This is a genomic window from Pseudomonas sp. GL_103, assembly GCF_057835175.1.
This window is the reverse complement of record NZ_CM174420.1, coordinates 4,038,700-4,056,065: the sequence shown is the minus strand read 5'-3', so window position 1 is coordinate 4,056,065 and position 17,366 is coordinate 4,038,700. Positions and strand designations below refer to the sequence as shown.

17 protein-coding genes are annotated in these 17,366 nt (G+C 62.0%); 9 read left to right on the top strand and 8 right to left on the bottom strand.

Translation table 11 applies throughout. The features are described from left to right. Positions 1-28 precede the first annotated feature (28 nt). The 7 genes from AC3IP0_RS18240 to AC3IP0_RS18210 all read right to left on the bottom strand — a co-directional run bounded on the left by AC3IP0_RS18240 (position 29) and on the right by AC3IP0_RS18210 (position 7,215). Positions 29-745: a L,D-transpeptidase family protein gene (locus AC3IP0_RS18240; protein ID WP_489325561.1), complete on the bottom strand. Its 717-nt coding sequence runs from the start codon at positions 743-745 to the stop codon at positions 29-31. Continuing rightward, the gene (locus AC3IP0_RS18235) at positions 742-1,500 is read right to left on the bottom strand and encodes a M15 family metallopeptidase (protein ID WP_489325559.1); all 759 of its coding nucleotides are present in this window, start codon (positions 1,498-1,500) and stop codon (positions 742-744) included. The genes AC3IP0_RS18240 and AC3IP0_RS18235 overlap by 4 nt, the downstream gene beginning before the upstream one ends. 33 nt (positions 1,501-1,533) lie before the next feature. Then, entirely contained in the window at positions 1,534-2,523 is a 990-nt protein-coding gene (lipA, locus tag AC3IP0_RS18230; RefSeq protein WP_223464512.1) for a lipoyl synthase, read from the bottom strand. A gap of 141 nt (positions 2,524-2,664) precedes the next feature. Next, entirely contained in the window at positions 2,665-3,921 is a 1,257-nt protein-coding gene (glyA, locus tag AC3IP0_RS18225) for a serine hydroxymethyltransferase (protein ID WP_489316460.1), read from the bottom strand. Positions 3,922-3,962: 41 nt separating this feature from the next. Next, positions 3,963-4,346 (bottom strand): glycine cleavage system protein GcvH, encoded by a 384-nt coding sequence (gene gcvH, locus AC3IP0_RS18220; RefSeq protein WP_489325558.1) that lies wholly within the window; start codon positions 4,344-4,346, stop codon positions 3,963-3,965. 377 nt (positions 4,347-4,723) lie between these two features. Continuing rightward, positions 4,724-6,232: a sigma-54-dependent transcriptional regulator gene (locus tag AC3IP0_RS18215; RefSeq protein ID WP_489325557.1), complete on the bottom strand. Its 1,509-nt coding sequence runs from the start codon at positions 6,230-6,232 to the stop codon at positions 4,724-4,726. Positions 6,233-6,300: 68 nt separating this feature from the next. Further along, positions 6,301-7,215 carry a LysR family transcriptional regulator gene (locus AC3IP0_RS18210; protein WP_489325555.1) on the bottom strand — a complete coding sequence of 305 codons (915 nt, stop codon included), beginning with the start codon at positions 7,213-7,215 and terminating at the stop codon, positions 6,301-6,303. A gap of 151 nt (positions 7,216-7,366) precedes the next feature. Between AC3IP0_RS18210 and speB the strand changes: the two genes are divergently transcribed. From speB to AC3IP0_RS18185, 5 genes are all read left to right on the top strand, one after another. Next, on the top strand, positions 7,367-8,368 hold the full coding sequence (gene speB / locus AC3IP0_RS18205) for an agmatinase (protein ID WP_095151590.1): 1,002 nt from the start codon (positions 7,367-7,369) through the stop codon (positions 8,366-8,368). Positions 8,369-8,421: 53 nt separating this feature from the next. Further along, positions 8,422-9,930, top strand: a complete 1,509-nt coding sequence (locus AC3IP0_RS18200) for an aldehyde dehydrogenase family protein (RefSeq protein ID WP_489316456.1) — start codon at positions 8,422-8,424, stop codon at positions 9,928-9,930. Positions 9,931-10,185: 255 nt separating this feature from the next. Next, positions 10,186-11,760 (top strand): purine-cytosine permease family protein, encoded by a 1,575-nt coding sequence (locus AC3IP0_RS18195; RefSeq protein ID WP_489316455.1) that lies wholly within the window; start codon positions 10,186-10,188, stop codon positions 11,758-11,760. A gap of 2 nt (positions 11,761-11,762) precedes the next feature. Continuing rightward, entirely contained in the window at positions 11,763-13,451 is a 1,689-nt protein-coding gene (betA, locus tag AC3IP0_RS18190; RefSeq protein WP_489325552.1) for a choline dehydrogenase, read from the top strand. A 165-nt stretch (positions 13,452-13,616) separates the two neighbouring features. After that, entirely contained in the window at positions 13,617-14,075 is a 459-nt protein-coding gene (locus AC3IP0_RS18185) for a GNAT family N-acetyltransferase (RefSeq protein WP_489325550.1), read from the top strand. Positions 14,076-14,088: 13 nt separating this feature from the next. Here the strand turns inward: AC3IP0_RS18185 and AC3IP0_RS18180 are convergent, their stop codons facing one another. Beyond that, positions 14,089-14,394, bottom strand: coding sequence for an NIPSNAP family protein (locus tag AC3IP0_RS18180; RefSeq protein WP_489325549.1), 306 nt, complete (start codon positions 14,392-14,394; stop codon positions 14,089-14,091). A 230-nt stretch (positions 14,395-14,624) separates the two neighbouring features. On the opposite strand from AC3IP0_RS18180, the gene AC3IP0_RS18175 reads away from it, so the two are divergent. From AC3IP0_RS18175 to AC3IP0_RS18160, 4 genes are all read left to right on the top strand, one after another. Then, entirely contained in the window at positions 14,625-15,284 is a 660-nt protein-coding gene (locus tag AC3IP0_RS18175; protein ID WP_489325548.1) for an ATPase, read from the top strand. A gap of 67 nt (positions 15,285-15,351) precedes the next feature. Then, complete coding sequence (locus AC3IP0_RS18170; protein WP_489325546.1) at positions 15,352-15,690, top strand: YgdI/YgdR family lipoprotein; 339 nt, start codon at positions 15,352-15,354, stop codon at positions 15,688-15,690. Positions 15,691-15,934: 244 nt separating this feature from the next. Beyond that, positions 15,935-16,864, top strand: coding sequence for a Ppx/GppA phosphatase family protein (locus tag AC3IP0_RS18165; protein WP_489325545.1), 930 nt, complete (start codon positions 15,935-15,937; stop codon positions 16,862-16,864). A gap of 23 nt (positions 16,865-16,887) precedes the next feature. Then, entirely contained in the window at positions 16,888-17,331 is a 444-nt protein-coding gene (locus tag AC3IP0_RS18160; RefSeq protein ID WP_489325543.1) for an arsenate reductase ArsC, read from the top strand. The last annotated feature ends 35 nt before the right edge of the window (positions 17,332-17,366 follow it).

The window sequence follows — 17,366 nt, the reverse complement described above, 5'->3', positions numbered from 1 at the left end:
TGCTCCCCCGCCACAGGTTCAGCGTTCACTAGCGCTCAGGCAGTTTCCAGCGCTCGCGCAAATGCTCGTACTGCGCTTCGGGCAGTTGCACCAGCACCGGGGATTTGCTCGGGTCCAGCCAGTCGAGCAGTCGCGCGATGTTCGCCGGGTCCATGGCTGTACAACCACGGGTCGGTGCACTGGGGCCGCGCCAGATGTGGAAGAAAATGCATGACCCGGCGGCGGGAGAGGCCGGAGTGTTGTGCTGGATGACGATGCCCTGGCGGTACAGCTCATCCGAGCGGCGCATCCGTTCAGAGCTGTTCCAGCCTTTTTCGACGACTGCTCCGTCGACCAGTTCGTTGTAACGCGTGGACTGGCTGTCATCCACGCATTCGATGGTCGGCGTCAGCGACAGATAGGGCAGGCGGGTTTCGGCCGAAGGCGCGTAGCCGAACGCCGTGCCCAGCTTGAACATTCCGGCCGGGGCCTTGCCATCGCCTTCCTGTTTGACCGGCCCTTCAGGTTGCCCGAGATCGAGCAGCCCCTTGCCCCAGCCCATGCCATTCTTGCCGAGCACCACTGCAAAGGGTGCTTCCAATTTCCGGAAGGTTTGCCCGTGCCGTTCATAGCGCTGGGCAGTACCCTGGATGTCATCCCAGCCTTTACTGGTGACCACGATCAGTTGGTCGCTGCCGTCGAGTCCCTGGGCCATTGCGGCCAGCGGAAACAGCGCCACCAACAGGGTTTTGATCAGTGTGTTCATGGCGCCAACGGCGTAATGGGGAAATCCATGACGTCCGGCTTCTGCGCATTCCCGCTGTACGTGAAGTGCCACCACTCGGCCGAATAACCGACAAAGCCTTCCTTGGCCATGGCACTGGTCAGGCGCTGGCGATGGGCTTTGGCCGTGGCGTTGATCAGCGCCGAGTCGGTGTGCGCCCGCTCATCGAAGCAGTCAAAGCCGGTGCCCATGTCGAGCGCGCCGTCGTGCCAGCGCTGGCCGTAGGGGGCGGTGCAATCCACAGGCGTGACCGAAGGTATCCAGGTGTCGGCGGGCAGGGCGTCGGGGCCGGTCATCGTCAGGTCGACGGTGTTACCCCGGGAATGATTGGACACCCGGGCCACATAACCCAGGCGCCAGAAGTCCTGCTTGTCGACCCGTGGATAGAACTCGGTCTTCAGCGGGTCGCCGGGTTCGGTGGCGAAGCGGCCCATGTCCGCCACCGCGCGGGTCGGGCGATAGCAGTCGAATACTTTCAAGCCGTAGCCTTCGGCTTTCAGTGAGCTTTGCACTCGGGCCAATGCCTTTGCAGCGTCCTCCGACAGCAGGCACTCCGCCGCCTGGTAGCCGTCGAGCGGGTGCCCGGTGAAATTGTGCGCGCTGGCGTAGCGGATGTCCTGCTCGATGCCCGGGGCGACGCTGCGCACATACACCATGTGCCCGGGTCTCGATTCGTCGGCCATGCACGGCGTGGCAAGGCTCAGGCACAGCAACAACAGACAGGGTGAACGCGACATCGGAAACGGCTCCATGCATGACCAGTCATTCCATCATGGCTTGAAACCGTCCGTACCTCCATGAAGTTGTTGATCGGCGTGATAGGACGAACGCACCAGCGGCCCGGACGCCACGTTCTTGAAGCCCATGCGCGTACCTTCTTCGGCGAACCAGGCAAAGGTGTCCGGGTGCACGAAGCGCTGTACCGGCAAGTGACTGCGCGACGGTTGCAGGTATTGGCCGAGGGTCAGCATGTCGATGTCGTGCTCGCGCATGCGCTGCATGACCTCGATGACTTCCTCGTCGGTTTCGCCAAGGCCCAGCATCAGGCCGGATTTGGTCGGCACATGGGGCACCGCTTGCTTGAATTTCTGCAGCAGGTCCAGCGACCACTCGAAATCCGACCCCGGCCGCGCGGCCTTGTACAGGCGCGGTACGGTTTCCAGGTTGTGGTTGAACACATCCGGCGGCTCATTGGCGGTGATCGCCAGGGCCACGTCCATGCGCCCGCGATAATCCGGCACCAGGGTTTCCAGTTGAATGCCGGGGGACAGCTTGCGGATTTCCCGCAGGCAATCGACAAAGTGTTGGGCGCCGCCGTCGCGCAAATCGTCGCGGTCCACCGAGGTGATCACCACGTACTTCAGGCGCAACTCGGCAATCGCCACGGCCAGGTTCATCGGCTCGTTGGCGTCCAGCGGCTTGGGCCGGCCATGGCCGACATCGCAGAACGGGCAGCGGCGGGTGCAGATGTCGCCCATGATCATGAAGGTCGCGGTGCCACCGGAGAAGCACTCGCCGAGGTTCGGGCAGGACGCTTCTTCGCAGACGCTGTGCAGCTTGTGCTTGCGCAGCAGTTGCTTGATCCGGTCGACCTCGGGAGAGATCGGCATGCGCACGCGAATCCAGTCGGGTTTGCGCGGGAATTCATCCGTGGGAATGATCTTCACCGGGATCCGCGCGACCTTTTCCGCGCCGCGCAGTTTGGTGCCGATTTCTACTTTGGCCGGGCTCTTGCCGGTCGATTCGACAATGGCATTCATCGTTATTTCCTTGTGCAACAGCCGCAGAACCTGTGGGAGCGGGCTTGCTCGCGAAGGCGGCGTGCCAGTCAATACTGATGTCGACTGACACGGCCCCTTCGCGAGCAAGCCCGCTCCCACAAGGGGAGGTGTGTTGTGTGGTCAGTCGCGGTAGACCGGGAAGTCGGCACACAGGGCAGCAGCCTGCCGGGCGACATTGGCCTCGATATCGGCATCGCCCAAGTGATCGAGGATGTCGCAGATCCAGCCGGCCAACGCGATGCTCTGCGCTTCCTTGAAGCCACGGCTGGTGATCGCCGGGGTACCGATGCGCAGGCCGGAGGTCACGAATGGCGATTGAGGATCGTTGGGCACGGCGTTCTTGTTCACGGTGATGCCGGCGCGACCGAGGGCGGCGTCGGCGTCCTTGCCGGTCAGGCCCTGGCGGATCAGGCTGACCAGGAACAAGTGGTTATCCGTGCCGCCGGACACCACGTCGTAACCGCGCTCGATAAACACCTGCGCCATGGCCTGGGCGTTGCGGATCACCTGCGCCTGATAAGTCTTGAACGCCGGCTCCAGCGCTTCCTTGAAGCACACGGCCTTGGCGGCGATCACGTGCATCAGCGGGCCACCTTGACCACCAGGGAATACCGCGGCGTTGAACTTCTTCTCCAGTTCCGCATTGGCCTTGGCCAGAATCAAACCGCCACGCGGGCCGCGCAGGGTCTTGTGGGTGGTGGTGGTGACCACGTCGGCGTAGGGCAGGGGATTGGGGTACAGACCGGTCGCCACCAGGCCGGCGACGTGGGCCATGTCGACGAAGAAGTACGCGCCGACCTTGTCGGCGATCTGGCGGAAGCGTGGGAAGTCCAGGGTCTTCGAATAGGCCGAGAACCCGGCGATGATCATCTTCGGCTTGTGCTCGACCGCCAGGCGCTCGACTTCGTCGTAGTCGATCAGGCCCGTGGTGGTGTCGATGCCGTACTGCACGGCGTTGTACAGCTTGCCGGAAAAACTCACCTTGGCGCCGTGGGTCAGGTGACCGCCATGAGCCAGGCTCATGCCGAGTACGGTGTCGCCGGCTTGCAGCAGGGCCAGATAAACCGCTGCGTTGGCCTGGCTGCCGGAGTGCGGCTGGACGTTGGCATAGTCGGCGCCGAACAGTTGCTTGGCGCGATCGATGGCCAGTTGCTCGACCACATCGACATGCTCACAGCCGCCGTAGTAACGCTTGCCCGGATAACCTTCGGCGTACTTGTTGGTCAGGCCGCTGCCCTGGGCTTGCATCACCCGCTGGCTGGTGTAGTTTTCCGAGGCGATCAGTTCGATGTGGTGTTCCTGTCGCGCATCCTCGGCGTTCATCGCCGCCAGCAGTTCGTCGTCGTAGCCTTTGATCTGGTCGTGCTTGCTGAACATGGTGTGGTCCTTTTGCGGATTCGGGAAATGCCCAGAGGGCTTCAAGCGTCGGCGTGTTCTGCGGTCAGGCGTTCATAGGCGTCTTGATCCAGTAGATCGCTCAACGCCAGGGCATCGACCGGTTTGAAGCGAAAGAACCAGCCTTCGCCCAATGGGTCTTCGTTGACCAGTTCCGGAGTGCTCTCCAGCGTCGCGTTGATCTCGACCACTTCACCGTCCAGCGGCATGCCGATACTGCTGGCGGCTTTCACCGATTCCAGCACCGACACTTCCGCGCCTGTATCGAAGGCACCCAGTTCAGGCACCTGAACGAACACCACATCCCCCAGCGCCTGTTGGGCAAACACGGTGATGCCGACGGTGACCAGGCCATTGCTCTCAAGGCGCAACCATTCGTGATCGACGGTAAAACGCAATTGGCTCATCTCAACTCCTTATTGTTTTAAGGCTCGTGGCGGGGCGACGAGCGGGGTTGGATGAGTGATAGCAAGGGCGGTGCCAATGTTTTTTATTTGTTTTAAATCAATGGCTTGAGGTGATTTTGTGAAGTGCGGGAGATTTCATCCGTATTGAAATCAATACAGACAAGCAGGGCTGTGGGCGCAGACGCCGTAAATGCGGGTGGGAAGGGTTTTGTCTTGATTTCGCTACGCTGTATCGATTTAAAGACGCTGACGTCGCGCATCGGGGTAGGAGCTGCCGAAGGCTGCGATCTTTTGATCTTGATCCGTTCAAGATCGCTGAAAATCAGGATCAAAAGATCGCAGCCTTCGGCAGCTCCTACGATGAGCCGTTAACGGTTTCAGGGCTTAGCTGGAATGCCGTACTTGCGCAAGCGAATCGCAATCGCGCTATGGGACGTCTGCAACCGCGCCGCCAGCAAGCGGCTGGACGGATAGCTGCGATAAAGCTGTTCCAGCAGGTTCTTCTCAAAGTCGCCAACCGCCTCTTCCAGGCTGCCGACTTCGCCGTCGTTCTGCCGCTCCACCGCCGTGCGGGCGATGTCCAGGTCGTCGATGTCCACCAGCGGGTTTTCGCAAATCGCCGCCGCGCGAAAGATCACGTTTTGCAGTTGCCGCACGTTGCCTGGCCAGCGGTTGCCGAGCAGGGCGCTGAAGGTGCTCGGTGCCAAACGACACGCCGGTCGCTGGATCTGCGCGCAGGCCTGTTGCATGAAGTGATTGGCCATCAGCAGGATGTCGTGACCGCGCTCGCGCAGCGGCGGCACTTGCAGGTTGAGCACGTTGAGGCGGTAGAACAGGTCTTCGCGAAAACGCCCTTCGGCGACCATTTTTTCCAGGTCGCGGTGGGTGGCGCTGAGCACCCGCACATTGACCTGTACTTCTTTGTCGCCACCGACCCGACGGAAGCAGCCATCGCTCAAGAAACGCAGCAATTTGGCTTGCAGATAGGGCGACATTTCCCCCACTTCATCGAGGAACACCGTGCCCTGATCCGCCAGTTCCAGCAGGCCGAGCTTGCCGCCCCGTTGCGCGCCGGTGAAGGCGCCGGGGGCGTAGCCGAACAGCTCGCTTTCGGCCAGGCTCTCCGGCAGTGCCGCGCAGTTCAGGGCCAGAAACGGCGCATCGTGCCGTGGGCTGATGGCATGGCAGGCGCGGGCCACCAGTTCCTTGCCGGTGCCGGTTTCACCCTGGATCAGCAGCGGCGCATCGAGGGCCGCCACCCGTTGCGCCCGGGCCTTGAGCGCGCGGATCGGCGGCGACTCGCCGAGCAGCGCATCGAAGCCTTCGGCATGGTCATGGTGCAGCGCCGACAGGCGTTCACCAATGCGGTTCGGTTGATACAGGGTGAGCAGGGCGCCGGCGTCGGTGATCGGCATCGCGTCGAGCAGCAGCGTCTGGCCGCCGAGGCTGACCTCGTGCATCGGCAGGCGGAAATGCTGAGCGATCAAGGTGCGTTGCAAATCGGCATCGTCGAACAGCGTGGTCAGCGATTCACCGGCCGGTTCGCGCCCGCAGAGGGCGATCAGCGCCGGGTTGGCCAGCAGCACATGGCCGCGGTCATCCACCGCCAGCACCGGGTCGGAACTGGCTGCCAGCAACGCGTCCAGTTGCAGGCGCCGGCGTTGCCCCGGAAGGATGTCGACCATGGTCACCGCTTGCACGCCGTGCACGCCGAAAAGTGCCTCGCGCAGCTCCTCCAGCACCTCGGTTCCGAGGGTCGGGGCATCGATGTAGACGTTCGGCGGCACCATCTCCACTGCGTCCAGATTGAAACTGCGTCCACCGAGCAGGGCCAGCACTTCCTGGGTGATGCCGACGCGGTCGATGAAGGTGACGTGGATGCGCATGACGGGCCTGCAAGGTTGGCGAACCGAATCAGTATGCCCGGCAAAATTTGAATTTGGCGAGTGTCACATCACGGCTTGCCGGTTTTACGGGCGCTGGCGGCCAGGTCCTCGAGGAACGCCTGGAGGATCGGTGGCGGTGCCGCGCCGCGACGGGTGATCACGTCGAACGGCGATTTCAAACGCAGGCTCGCGGGGGCCAACTGGTGCATCTCGCCACTCTTGACCCACTGGGCGGCGAAGTGCTCAGGCAGAAAACCCAGGTAGGCGCCGGAAATGATCAGGATCGCCGTGGCTTCGATGTTGTCCACGGTGGCGGCCGCCTTGCTCACGCCCAGGTGTTCGAGGTCGTATTGCTGCATGTAGCCGCGCACGACGATCCGCCCGGCAGCGACTTCTTCGAGCAGCTCCGCACCTTCGGCGTGGCTGCCGTACAACGGGTGGCGCCGGCCGCAATACAAGCCCAGGGCTTCCTGGTACAGCGGCGATTGCAGCAACCCAGGCACATGGATCGGAAAGTGCCCGATGGCCAGGTGCAGGCGGCCGTCGAGCACCCGCTCTTCGAGTTCCGCCGGGGTGCCGACGTACACGTTCAGGTGCACGTCATGGCCCCGTGAAACGAAGCGCTGGGTGGTGCGCGGGATCGGCGAGTCGGGGTCAGTGATCGTGGTGTCGATGATCCCCAGGTTGAGCTTGCCGCTGATGTGCTGCTTGAGCACGTCGGCGTCCATGCAGAAGTTTTCCACCGCCGACAGCAGGCGCTGGGTGGCTTCATGAATCGCCACCCCTTGTTCGGTCAGACGAAAGCCGCTGCGCCCGCGCTGGCAGAGTTTGACCCCGAGGCGGGTTTCCAGGTGGGTCATCTGTTCGCTGATGGTCGACTGCCCGGCATTGAGCGCCGCCTGCGCTGCGGAAAAGCCGCCGCAGCGGACAATCGTGGCAAACACCCTGAGCAGTTTCAGGTCGACATCGTGCAGCTGGATCATCTTGGGCCTCCGGCATAGGGACGCATCGGGAATGCCGATATGAGTATCTGATGTTTAGCATTTTTTCCACGAAAACCTGCGCCCATAGTCTTTCCAACGGCGGTCGCCTTGCAGTCCGCCAAGCCGATAACAAGAAGTGGAGAGGCTAGAAATGTCGAACAACGGTTATGAATCCGGTCGCCTGAACCTGCCATTCGTGGGTCATTGCACCTTTGGCAAATCCCCGGTGTGCACCGATTGGGATGCACTGGATGCCGACGTCGCGGTGCTCGGCGTGCCCAACGACATGGGCACCCAGTGGCGCTCCGGCGCACGCTTCGGACCACGCGGGATTCGTGAAGCATCGACGCTGTTTTCCTTCGGCCACGCCGGCGCCTACGACCACGAAGATGACGTGATGTACCTCACCGCATCGGACGTGCGCATGGTCGACGTCGGTGATGCCGATATCGTCCACACCGACATGGTCACCAGCAACAAGAACACCGAATACGCCGTGCGCAAGATCCTCGACGCTGGCGTCATGCCGGTGGTGCTCGGCGGCGACCACTCGGTGCACGCACCAGTGATCAAGGCCTTCGAAGGCCGCGGCCCGATCCACATCATTCACTTCGATGCGCACCTGGATTTCGTCGACGAACGCCACGGTGTTCGCTACGGCCACGGCAACCCGCTGCGCCGCGCTTCGGAAATGAACCACATCGTCGGCATGACCCAGATGGGCATCCGCAACGTGTCGTCGTCCAACCGCGACGACTATGAAGCGGCCCACGAAGCCGGCTCGAAAATCCTCTCGGTGCGTGACGTGCGTCGCCTTGGCGTCGAGGGTGTGCTGGCGCTGATCCCGCAGAACATCAACTACTACATCACCATCGACATCGACGGTTTCGACCCGTCCATCGCCCCCGGCACCGGCACCCCGAGCCACGGCGGCTTCCTCTACTACGAAGTGCTGGAAATCATCCAGGCCCTGGCCAAGCGCAGCAAAGGCAACATCGTCGGCATGGACCTGGTGGAAGTGGCGCCGGTGTACGACCCGACCGGCATGACCTCGATCCTGGCCGCGCAACTGCTGCTCAACAGCATCGGTTTCATCTTCCACGAACGGGGCAAGGTGCGGGCGGCCGCCGAAAGCGAAACCGCATCAGCCTGATCATCGAAACCAGTGACCCGGCAGGTTCTGACTGCCGGGCAGAGAGAATAAAAATGGACACGATCGTCAAGAGTTACCTGCAGAAATTCGGCGTCAGCGAAGCCACCCAGACCTTCCTCGGCAAGGTCCAGAAAATGTTCATCGGCGGCGCCTGGGTCGAAGCCAGCGACGGCCAGACCTCCGATGTGATCGAACCTTCGACCGAAGGCCTGATCACCCGCATTCCCATGGGCACCACCGATGACCTGGACCGCGCCGTGCAAGCCGCCCGCGCGCAGTTCGACGGCGGCGCCTGGCGCCAGGCCAAACCGGCCGAACGCGAGCGCATGATGCAGCGCCTGGCCGACCTGATCGAGCAGAACGCCGCGGAGCTGGCGGAAATCGAATCCATCGACATGGGCAAATCGGTTGCCTTCGCCAAGGACGTGGACATCCAGGGCACCGTGGATACCCTGCGTTACTTCGCCGGCTGGGCCACCAAGCTGCACGGCCGTACGGTCGAACCTTCGCTGCCGGGCAACTACCTGGCCTATACCCGCAAGGAAGCGGTAGGCGTAGTCGGCGCCATCGTGCCGTGGAACTTCCCGCTGCAAACCATGGCCTGGAAGCTCGGCGCGGCGCTGGCCACCGGTTGCACCGTGGTGGTCAAGCCCGCCGAACTGACTTCGTTGTCGGCCCTGCGTTTCGCCGAACTGGTGCAGGAAGCGGGCATCCCTGACGGCGTGATCAACATCGTCACCGGGCGCGGCAGCGTGGTCGGTGCGGCCATGGCCACCCATCCCGGTATCGACAAATTGACCTTCACCGGCTCGACCCCGGTCGGCCAGACTGTCGGCCGCGCAGCGCTGGATGACATGAAGCGCCTGACCCTCGAACTCGGTGGTAAATCACCGGTCATCGTCTGCGCCGACGCGGACATCCCGGCCGCCGCCCAAGCAGTCGCCAACGGCGTGTTTTTCAACTCCGGGCAGGTATGCGACGCCGGTACACGGGCCTATATTCATAGCAGTGTCTACGACGAGTTCCTGCGTGAACTGATTGCCTACACACGCACCCTGAAAATCGCTCCGGGCCTGGATCCGGATTGCTTCATCAGCCCGCTGGTTTCTGCCCTGCAAAAGCAGCGCGTGACCGAGTACATCGAAACCGGCAAGGCCGAAGGCGCCGAACTGGTCTACGGCGGCCAACCAGTCGATGGCCCTGGCTTCTTCGTCGAGCCGACCATCTTCGCCAACTGCCGCAACGACATGCGCATTGTCCAGGAAGAAATCTTCGGCCCGGTGCTGGTCACCGCACCGTTCGACGACGAGGAAGAAGCGCTGGCCCTGGCCAACGACTCGCCTTACGGCTTGGCGGCGGCGCTGTATTCCAACGACCTGGGCAAGGTACACAGCCTGATTCCACGCTTGAAAGCAGGCTCGGTCTACGTCAACGCCCACGGCACCCTCGATCCGTCGATGCCGTTCGGTGGATACAAGCAGTCCGGGTTCGGCAAGGACCTGGGCGCCGAGCAGCTCGATTACCTGCTCGAAACCAAGGCGGTGTGGATCACGCTGCCTTGAGTCAAGGCTGACTCAATCCCTGTGGGAGCGAGCTTGCTCGCGATGACGGTTGCACATTCAACATCTGTGTTGCCTGACCCTCCGCTATCGCGAGCAAGCTCGCTCCCACAGGTTTTCGGTTCCAGCAACAACGCCAGGTAGGCACGGGCAACACTGAACCTGTGGCGAGGGAGCAAGCTCCCTCGCCACAGGGGAGTCGTTCACCCGAAAGAACGCGGTTATCTCGTCATGATCTTCCAACAATAAGAGTCCATCATGAACACTAACGCCAAGTCCGCCCCGAGCGTGTCGAGCCTCGACGAAAAATCCGTCGTCGAGGGGCATTCGATTGACTTCATCCCCGAGAACGAGCGCACCGACAAGCTGGCCAGTCAGGGTCCGTTCTGGTTCCTCGGCAATTTCACCTTCTTCACCATGACCATCGGCTTCGTCGGCCCAAGCGTCGGCCTGACCGCGCTCTGGACCACGCTCGCCGGCACGCTGGGCATCATGTTCGGCACGCTGTTCATGGCGTTTCACGGCTCCCAGGGCCCGCACCTTGGCCTGCCGCAGATGATCCAGTCCCGTGCGCAGTTCGGTTATCGCGGGGTGATCCTGGTGCTGCTGGCGACGCTGTTCGTGTTCGCCGGCTTCAACATCGTCAATCTGGTGCTGATGATGCAGGGGCTGCACACGCTGTTCGGGTTCAACCCGGCGGTGATCGCGGTGGCGGTGACCATACCGGCGGCGGTGCTGGCGATCCTCGGCCATGACTGGATGCACCGCAGCTTCAAATGGGCGTTGTACCTGTCGTTGCCGCTGTATGGCCTGGTGACCGTGGCGGTGGTGATGGGCTGGGTGCCGGATGCGGTGCTGCCGGCACTCGCGGAAGGCGAAGTGGCCCGGGAGCCGCTGGGTTTCAACTGGACCGGTTTCATCGCGCAGTTTGCGGCGGCCGCCAGCTACAACATTGCCTACGCCCCGTACGTGTCGGACTATTCGCGCTACCTGCCGAAAAACACCTCCAGCGGCAAGCTGATCGCCGTGGTGTTCCTCGGGGCTTCGTTGTCCGGTGCGTGGATGATTTCCGTGGGTGGCTGGCTGGCCGATCACCTGCACTCCACTGACGTGCTGGTGGCCCTCGGGCAAGTTGGCAACACCGTGTCGCCGCTGGTGGGCACGGCGGTGGTGGTCGTCACCATCCTGGCGTTCCTGCCGGTGATCGCGATGAACATCTACAGCGCCAAGCTGACCACGCTGACCTGCGTCGACTCGATCAGGCACATCGAACCCACCCGCAAGGCACGCATCCTGGCGATCGGCTTCGTGATCCTGCTGCAACTGGGCGTGGCCCTGAGCATCCAGAGTTCCGGCAAAGGCCTGTCGGTGCTGGGGATCTACCTGGTGGTGATGCTGTACTTCCTGGTGCCCTGGACCTCGGTCAACCTCACCGACTACTTCTTCGTGCGCAAGGGCCGCTACGCCATCCCGCACTTCTTCATGCCCCACGGCAACATCTACGGCAGCTGGGGCCTGCGCGGCATCGCCGCCTATGCCATCGGCTTCATTTCGATGATCCCGTTCTTCTACATCTACGACGGTGTTGAACAGCGCGAGGTGTATGTCGGCCCGCTCGCCAAGGCGCTGGGCAGCATCGACATCGCCTGGCTGGTCGGGCTGATCGTGTCGGGCCTGGCCTACTACTGGCTGAGCCGCTCGATCGATCTCAAGCGCGAAGAAACGGTGATCCAGCAGATCGAGAAAAACTCCCCGCAATACACCACTGGCGACACGCTGACCCACAAACAGCAGCCACTGCCGGTATTCACTGAATCGACGGTCGGGAGATGACCATGGCTACGCAAAAATACGACTACATCATCATTGGCGCAGGCTCGGCAGGTTGTGTGTTGGCCAACCGCCTGAGCGAAGACCCGGCCACCTCGGTGCTGGTCCTGGAATTCGGCGGCAGTGACAAGAGCGTAGTGATCCAGATGCCGAGCGCATTCTCGATCCCGATGAACACCAAGAAGTACAACTGGCGCTACGAGACCGAGCCGGAGACCCACCTCAACGGCCGACGCATTCACTGCCCACGGGGCAAGGTGCTGGGCGGTTCGTCGTCGATCAACGGCCTGGTGTACATCCGTGGCCATGCGCTGGACTTTGACGAGTGGGAATCCCTGGGTGCCGAAGGCTGGGGTTATCGCAACTGCCTGCCGTACTTCAAGCGTGCCGAGAGCTACGAGTCGGGTGGCGACAGCTATCGCGGGCAGACCGGGCCGCTGCACACCACCAACGGCAACCACATGAAAAACCCGCTGTACGGTGCCTGGGTCGAAGCCGGCGCGGAAGCGGGCTACATCAAGACCGAAGACTGCAACGGCTATATGCAGGAAGGTTTCGGTGCCATGCACATGACCGTGAAGAACGGCGTGCGCTGCTCCACGGCCAACGCCTACCTGCGCCCGGCCATGGGCCGTCCGAACCTGACCGTGATCACCCACGCGATGACGCGCCAGATCATGCTTGAAGGCAAGCGTGCGGTGGGTGTCATGTATGACCACGGCGGCCAGACTCACCAGGTGTATTGCAACCGTGAAGTGCTGATCTCGTCCGGCCCGATCGGCTCGCCGCACCTGCTGCAACGCTCGGGCATCGGCCCGGCGGACGTCCTGCGCAAGGCCGGGATCGGCGTGCGCCACGACCTGCCGGGAGTAGGGGAGAACCTGCAGGATCACGCCGAGGTGTACATCCAGTTCGGCTGCAAGGAACCGGTGACCCTCAACAACAAGATGGACCCGCTGAGCAAGCTGATGATCGGTCTGCGCTGGTTGCTGTTCAAGGACGGCCTGGGCGCCACCAACCACTTCGAGGCCGGTGGTTTCATCCGCTCCGAGAAGGGCCTGCGCTGGCCGGACATCCAGTTTCACTTCCTGCCGGCGGCGATGCGCTACGACGGCAACAAGCCGATCAAGGGCCATGGTTTCATGGTGCTGACCGGGCCGAACAAGCCGAAAAGTCGTGGTTATGTGCGGGTGCGCTCGGCGGATCCGTACGAGCATCCGGAAATCCGCTTCAACTACCTGGAGCGGGAAGAGGACCGTGAAGGTTTCCGCCGCTGCATTCGCCTGACCCGCGAGATCATCGGCCAGAAAGCCATGGACCGCTTCCGCGACGGCGAGATCGCCCCGGGCGCCCAGGTGACCAGCGATGAAGACCTCGACGCCTTCGTGCGCGACAACCTGGAAAGCACCTACCATCCGTGCGGTTCGTGCCGCATGGGCGAGGACGACATGGCGGTGGTCGATTCCGAATTGCGCGTGCGCGGCATCGCCGGCCTGCGGGTGATCGATTCGTCGGTGTTCCCGACCGAGCCGAACGGCAACCTCAATGCGCCGACCATCATGCTCGCCGAGCGGGCTTCGGATCTGGTGCGTGGCGCGCAGATGCTGCCGTCAGCGGATGTGCCGGTTGGGTTGGTCGAGGGCTGGGAGAGCAACCAGCGTACGTCGCTGCCAGGGCGTAACGTGCGGGTCTGATCCAAAAGCAAAGATCGCAGCCTGCGGCAGCTCCTACAGGGAAACACATTCCAATGTAGGAGCTGCCGCAGGCTGCGATCTTTTGATCTTGCTTTGAAAAAATCCTTCTCGGCTTCACCTCCATTGCTAGTCTGTAATTCCTTGAGACCGCAATGGAGCACCCTCATGGCTATTCAGGCCCTGCGCGCCGACGCATCGCACATCGACCAGATCGCCCCCTTGTTTGACGCCTACCGGATGTTCTACCAGCAGCCGTCGAACCTTGCGCAATCGCGCGCCTTCATCGCCGAGCGACTCGCCCGGGATGAATCGGTGATTTTTCTTGCCCGGGACAGCGACGGTGAAAACCTGGGTTTCGTCCAGCTGTTCCCGACCTTTTCCTCGATCGACGCCCATCGCACCTGGCTGCTCGGTGACCTGTTCACCACGCTCGCCGCCCGGGGCAAAGGTGTCGGCACCTTGCTGATGAACACCGCCCGGGATTTCGTGAAGCTGGCCGGCGGCAAAGGCATGACCCTGGAAACCGCCACCGACAACCTCACCGCCCAGCGCCTGTATGAATCCCTGGGCTGGGTGCGCGACCCCGGTTACTACACCTATTGCCTGGATCTGAAAAAAGACTGAGTCAGCGATCCTGTCAGCCAAACACCGGCCGCATGAATGAACGCTCGTAGCTGAGGATGAATTTCTTCTCTTCGGCGTACTTGAACGCCGCGATGCACTGCGGATCGTTCATCGACTGCTGCCGGTAATGCTCGTACGCCGCCAGGCTGGGGAAGGTGAACAGCGCCAGGGCGATGTTGTTGGCGCCCTCCGACGGCAAAAAGTAGCCGTGGTGCTGACCGCCGAACTTTTCCACCAGGGGAATCCACAACTTGCCGTAGTGTTCGAATGCGTCGAGCTGGTAGGGATCGAGCACGTATTTCAGGTAGCAGGTCACCATTGTTTCGTTCCTTGATCAGGTTTTGAGGGCAGTCGCCACTGTAATCAACCGTGGGCGCCCGGCACAGCCGCTTGTTCGACATTGACCGGTAAGTTTGCGCCAGAGGCAGGCGCTGGCGCCGCCGCACTATTGGTTCAGTCAATAGTCACCATCAAGAATCGCAAGTTCTGTTTTTTGCGCAAAGGCGGAAAATTGCCTGCATTGAACACGCTGCTCAAGGAACCTGCGCGATGAAAATCTTGACCCGACTGGCTGTGATTGCCCTGTTGCTGGGCAGCGTTGCATCCACCGCATCGGCCTTTGCCGAAGACGCAAGCTGCCATCTGCTGCCCATCACCGCTGGCCAGGGCGGGCTGCAATACGGGCAGACGGTCGGGGTGCTGTACAGCGAAAACACCGTGGAAAATCTGCAATACCTTGAGCAATACCACTCGGTGGCCGTCAACGGTGCGAAAAACGCACTGGATGCGCGGATTCGCCAGGCGTTCGTCAACAGCTCCGATCCGCAACTGGCTATCGACTGGTTGATAGGGTCGTTGCATCACACCTTTCTGTCGGTGACGGTCTACGACAATCTCGATGCCCTGGTGCAGGCCCATCCCGATGTGGTGGTGATGCTCGATACCCACAACCAGTTGCTGACCCAGCGTAACGACCGGGTCGAGGCGCGTTTCGCCGCGCGGTTCTACGACGCCAGCCTGCAGTACATCGGCAAGGCCGAAGGCGCAGTGGAAAAACAACTGCCGTCGGTGTGGGTGCATGACAAGACCGCGCCCGAGATCGCCGCGCAAATCGAACAGCAACGCGACCTGCAACTGACCGCACTGAAACAGTTCGATGCGTCGCTGAAGGCGCTGGTAACCGCCGGATTGACTGCTACAACAAATTAATCAGCCCGACGCCCATTGAGCGGCGGGCAACCCGATCCACCGTGGATTTCTTTTCAGGACCCGATTCATGCGCACTGTTTTTGCCCCGAGCCTGGCCTTCGCCTCGCTGCTGCTGGCCGGTTGTGCCACGCCGAACAATCCGACCATGACCCTGCAGACCAGCAAGTCGCCCGAGGAATACACCCATTGCGTGGTGCCGAAGTTGCAGCACGATGCACTGGCGCCCAGGGTATCGCAGACCCAGCGCAGCTACCGGATCGTCGTATCGAGCAAAGTGTCGGCGGACAATGTGCTGGAAACCTATAAAGCCTCGAACGGCGGCAAGGTGTTCCTGTACGAGCGCAAGCTGCTGGCCTCGGCGTTCGTGCCGTCGACGTTTGAACGTGCGGCGCAGGAGTGTTTGTAAGGGTAATTCCAGGCAAAAAAAAGCTGCCGGGACTGGCAGCGGAAAGTTAAAGCACGCATTGGATGACTTGAGTATGGCGCCCGGTTCATGACGATTCGATGACGAATGAACAATTGTGGCGAAAGTCAGATCTCCAGGCGGTGTCATCTGGGTGTCATCGAAGCAATGGCAAGATCCTCGCAATCCGTCTTGAGTGCCCGACGGCCGCCAGTCCGCCGGCAGATGAATGTGCAAGGAACCCCATATGAAAGACGCCCCGCTGTTTGCCGCCATCGACCTGGGTTCCAATGCGTTTCGCCTGATGATTGGCCAGTCGGTAAGACGGAACCAGCAGATGGTCATCCAGGAAGTGAAAACCCTGCGTGAGCCGGTACGTCTGGCCGAAGGCCTGCAGGGCGGGGCGCTCGATGAGTTGGCGCTGGACCGGGGCTGGCAGGCGCTGGCGCGATTCGGCAAGAAACTGCGCGGTTTTGAGGCCGGGCGCGTGCGGGCGGTGGCCACCAGCGCAGTACGCGAAGCGGACAACGCGCCGCTGTTCCTGGCCAGTGCCGAGCGGCACCTGGGTTTTCGCATCGACGTCATTTCCGGCCACGAAGAGGCACAACTGGTCTACGCCGGCGTGGCCCACACCTTGCCGGCGCAAACCACGCGGCTGGTGGTGGATATCGGCGGTGGCTCCACGGAGATGATCATCGGCCGTGGCGACCAGCTGCTGGTCACCGAGAGCATTGCCATCGGCAGCGGCACCTTCGGTGCGCATTACTTCCACGGCGGGCGGATCGTGGCCGAAGCGTTGCTGGAGGCCGAACGCGCGGCCACCGTGCAATTCGAGCGCATTGCCCGCCGTTACCGCGCCATGGGTTGGCAGCAGGCGGTCGGTTCTTCCGGGACGGCGCGGATGCTGGCCAAGGTGCTCAAGGCCAATGGCCTCAATGATGACGGCCAAAGCGGCATCACCTACGGCGGCCTGTTGCGCCTGTCGTTGCGCCTGCTGGAAGTCAAACATGTGAAACACCTCAAGTTGGCCGGTTTGCCAACCCACCGCCTGAGCATTTTGCCCGGCGGCCTGGTGGTGATGCTGGCGGCGTTCAAGGTGTTCGGGATCACACATATGATTGCGTCTGAACCGGGTTTGCGGTTCGGCGTGCTGCATGGATTGATGAGCAAACACTAAAGTCCGCCAGCCGAGGTAAACCCATGACCGACCCCCGTCGCGTGCTGTTCGTCTGCGCCAGAAACGATGTCCGCTCACCCATGGCCGAAGCCTTGTTGCGTCACATCGATCCTGCCGACTTCCAGGCCTTCAGTGCCGGGCTCGAGGCCAGCGAAATCGATTCGCGCACGTTCGAATCCCTCGATCACATCGGTATCGATGCCAGCGGCTTGCGCAGCAAGTCCCTCGAAGATTTTGAAGGCCTGGCATTCGACTACGTCATCACCCTGTGCGACAAGTCCTCCGAAGAGGCCTCACGCATGCCGTTTACCGGTGAAGTGATGGTCTGGAGCTTCGAAGACCCGACCACCAGCGAAAGACACGACCCGTTCCGCCATACCCTCCAGGAAATCGGCGACCGCATCAAAATGTTCGTCACCGTGAAAACCCGCCCCGTGCCCCAGGTGCCGTCAGTCAGCGATTCCTGAAAACCTTCGAACACCGTCTACCCTCATCGGTCACA

Coding starts and splice junctions, on each gene's coding strand:
- AC3IP0_RS18240 (WP_489325561.1), bottom strand. CDS start 745: ATGAACACACTGATCAAAACCCTGTTGGTGGCGCTGTTTCCGCTGGCC.
- AC3IP0_RS18235 (WP_489325559.1), bottom strand. CDS start 1,500: ATGTCGCGTTCACCCTGTCTGTTGTTGCTGTGCCTGAGCCTTGCCACG.
- lipA (WP_223464512.1), bottom strand. CDS start 2,523: ATGAATGCCATTGTCGAATCGACCGGCAAGAGCCCGGCCAAAGTAGAA.
- glyA (WP_489316460.1), bottom strand. CDS start 3,921: ATGTTCAGCAAGCACGACCAGATCAAAGGCTACGACGACGAACTGCTG.
- gcvH (WP_489325558.1), bottom strand. CDS start 4,346: ATGAGCCAATTGCGTTTTACCGTCGATCACGAATGGTTGCGCCTTGAG.
- AC3IP0_RS18215 (WP_489325557.1), bottom strand. CDS start 6,232: ATGCGCATCCACGTCACCTTCATCGACCGCGTCGGCATCACCCAGGAA.
- AC3IP0_RS18210 (WP_489325555.1), bottom strand. CDS start 7,215: ATGATCCAGCTGCACGATGTCGACCTGAAACTGCTCAGGGTGTTTGCC.
- speB (WP_095151590.1), top strand. CDS start 7,367: ATGTCGAACAACGGTTATGAATCCGGTCGCCTGAACCTGCCATTCGTG.
- AC3IP0_RS18200 (WP_489316456.1), top strand. CDS start 8,422: ATGGACACGATCGTCAAGAGTTACCTGCAGAAATTCGGCGTCAGCGAA.
- AC3IP0_RS18195 (WP_489316455.1), top strand. CDS start 10,186: ATGAACACTAACGCCAAGTCCGCCCCGAGCGTGTCGAGCCTCGACGAA.
- betA (WP_489325552.1), top strand. CDS start 11,763: ATGGCTACGCAAAAATACGACTACATCATCATTGGCGCAGGCTCGGCA.
- AC3IP0_RS18185 (WP_489325550.1), top strand. CDS start 13,617: ATGGCTATTCAGGCCCTGCGCGCCGACGCATCGCACATCGACCAGATC.
- AC3IP0_RS18180 (WP_489325549.1), bottom strand. CDS start 14,394: ATGGTGACCTGCTACCTGAAATACGTGCTCGATCCCTACCAGCTCGAC.
- AC3IP0_RS18175 (WP_489325548.1), top strand. CDS start 14,625: ATGAAAATCTTGACCCGACTGGCTGTGATTGCCCTGTTGCTGGGCAGC.
- AC3IP0_RS18170 (WP_489325546.1), top strand. CDS start 15,352: ATGCGCACTGTTTTTGCCCCGAGCCTGGCCTTCGCCTCGCTGCTGCTG.
- AC3IP0_RS18165 (WP_489325545.1), top strand. CDS start 15,935: ATGAAAGACGCCCCGCTGTTTGCCGCCATCGACCTGGGTTCCAATGCG.
- AC3IP0_RS18160 (WP_489325543.1), top strand. CDS start 16,888: ATGACCGACCCCCGTCGCGTGCTGTTCGTCTGCGCCAGAAACGATGTC.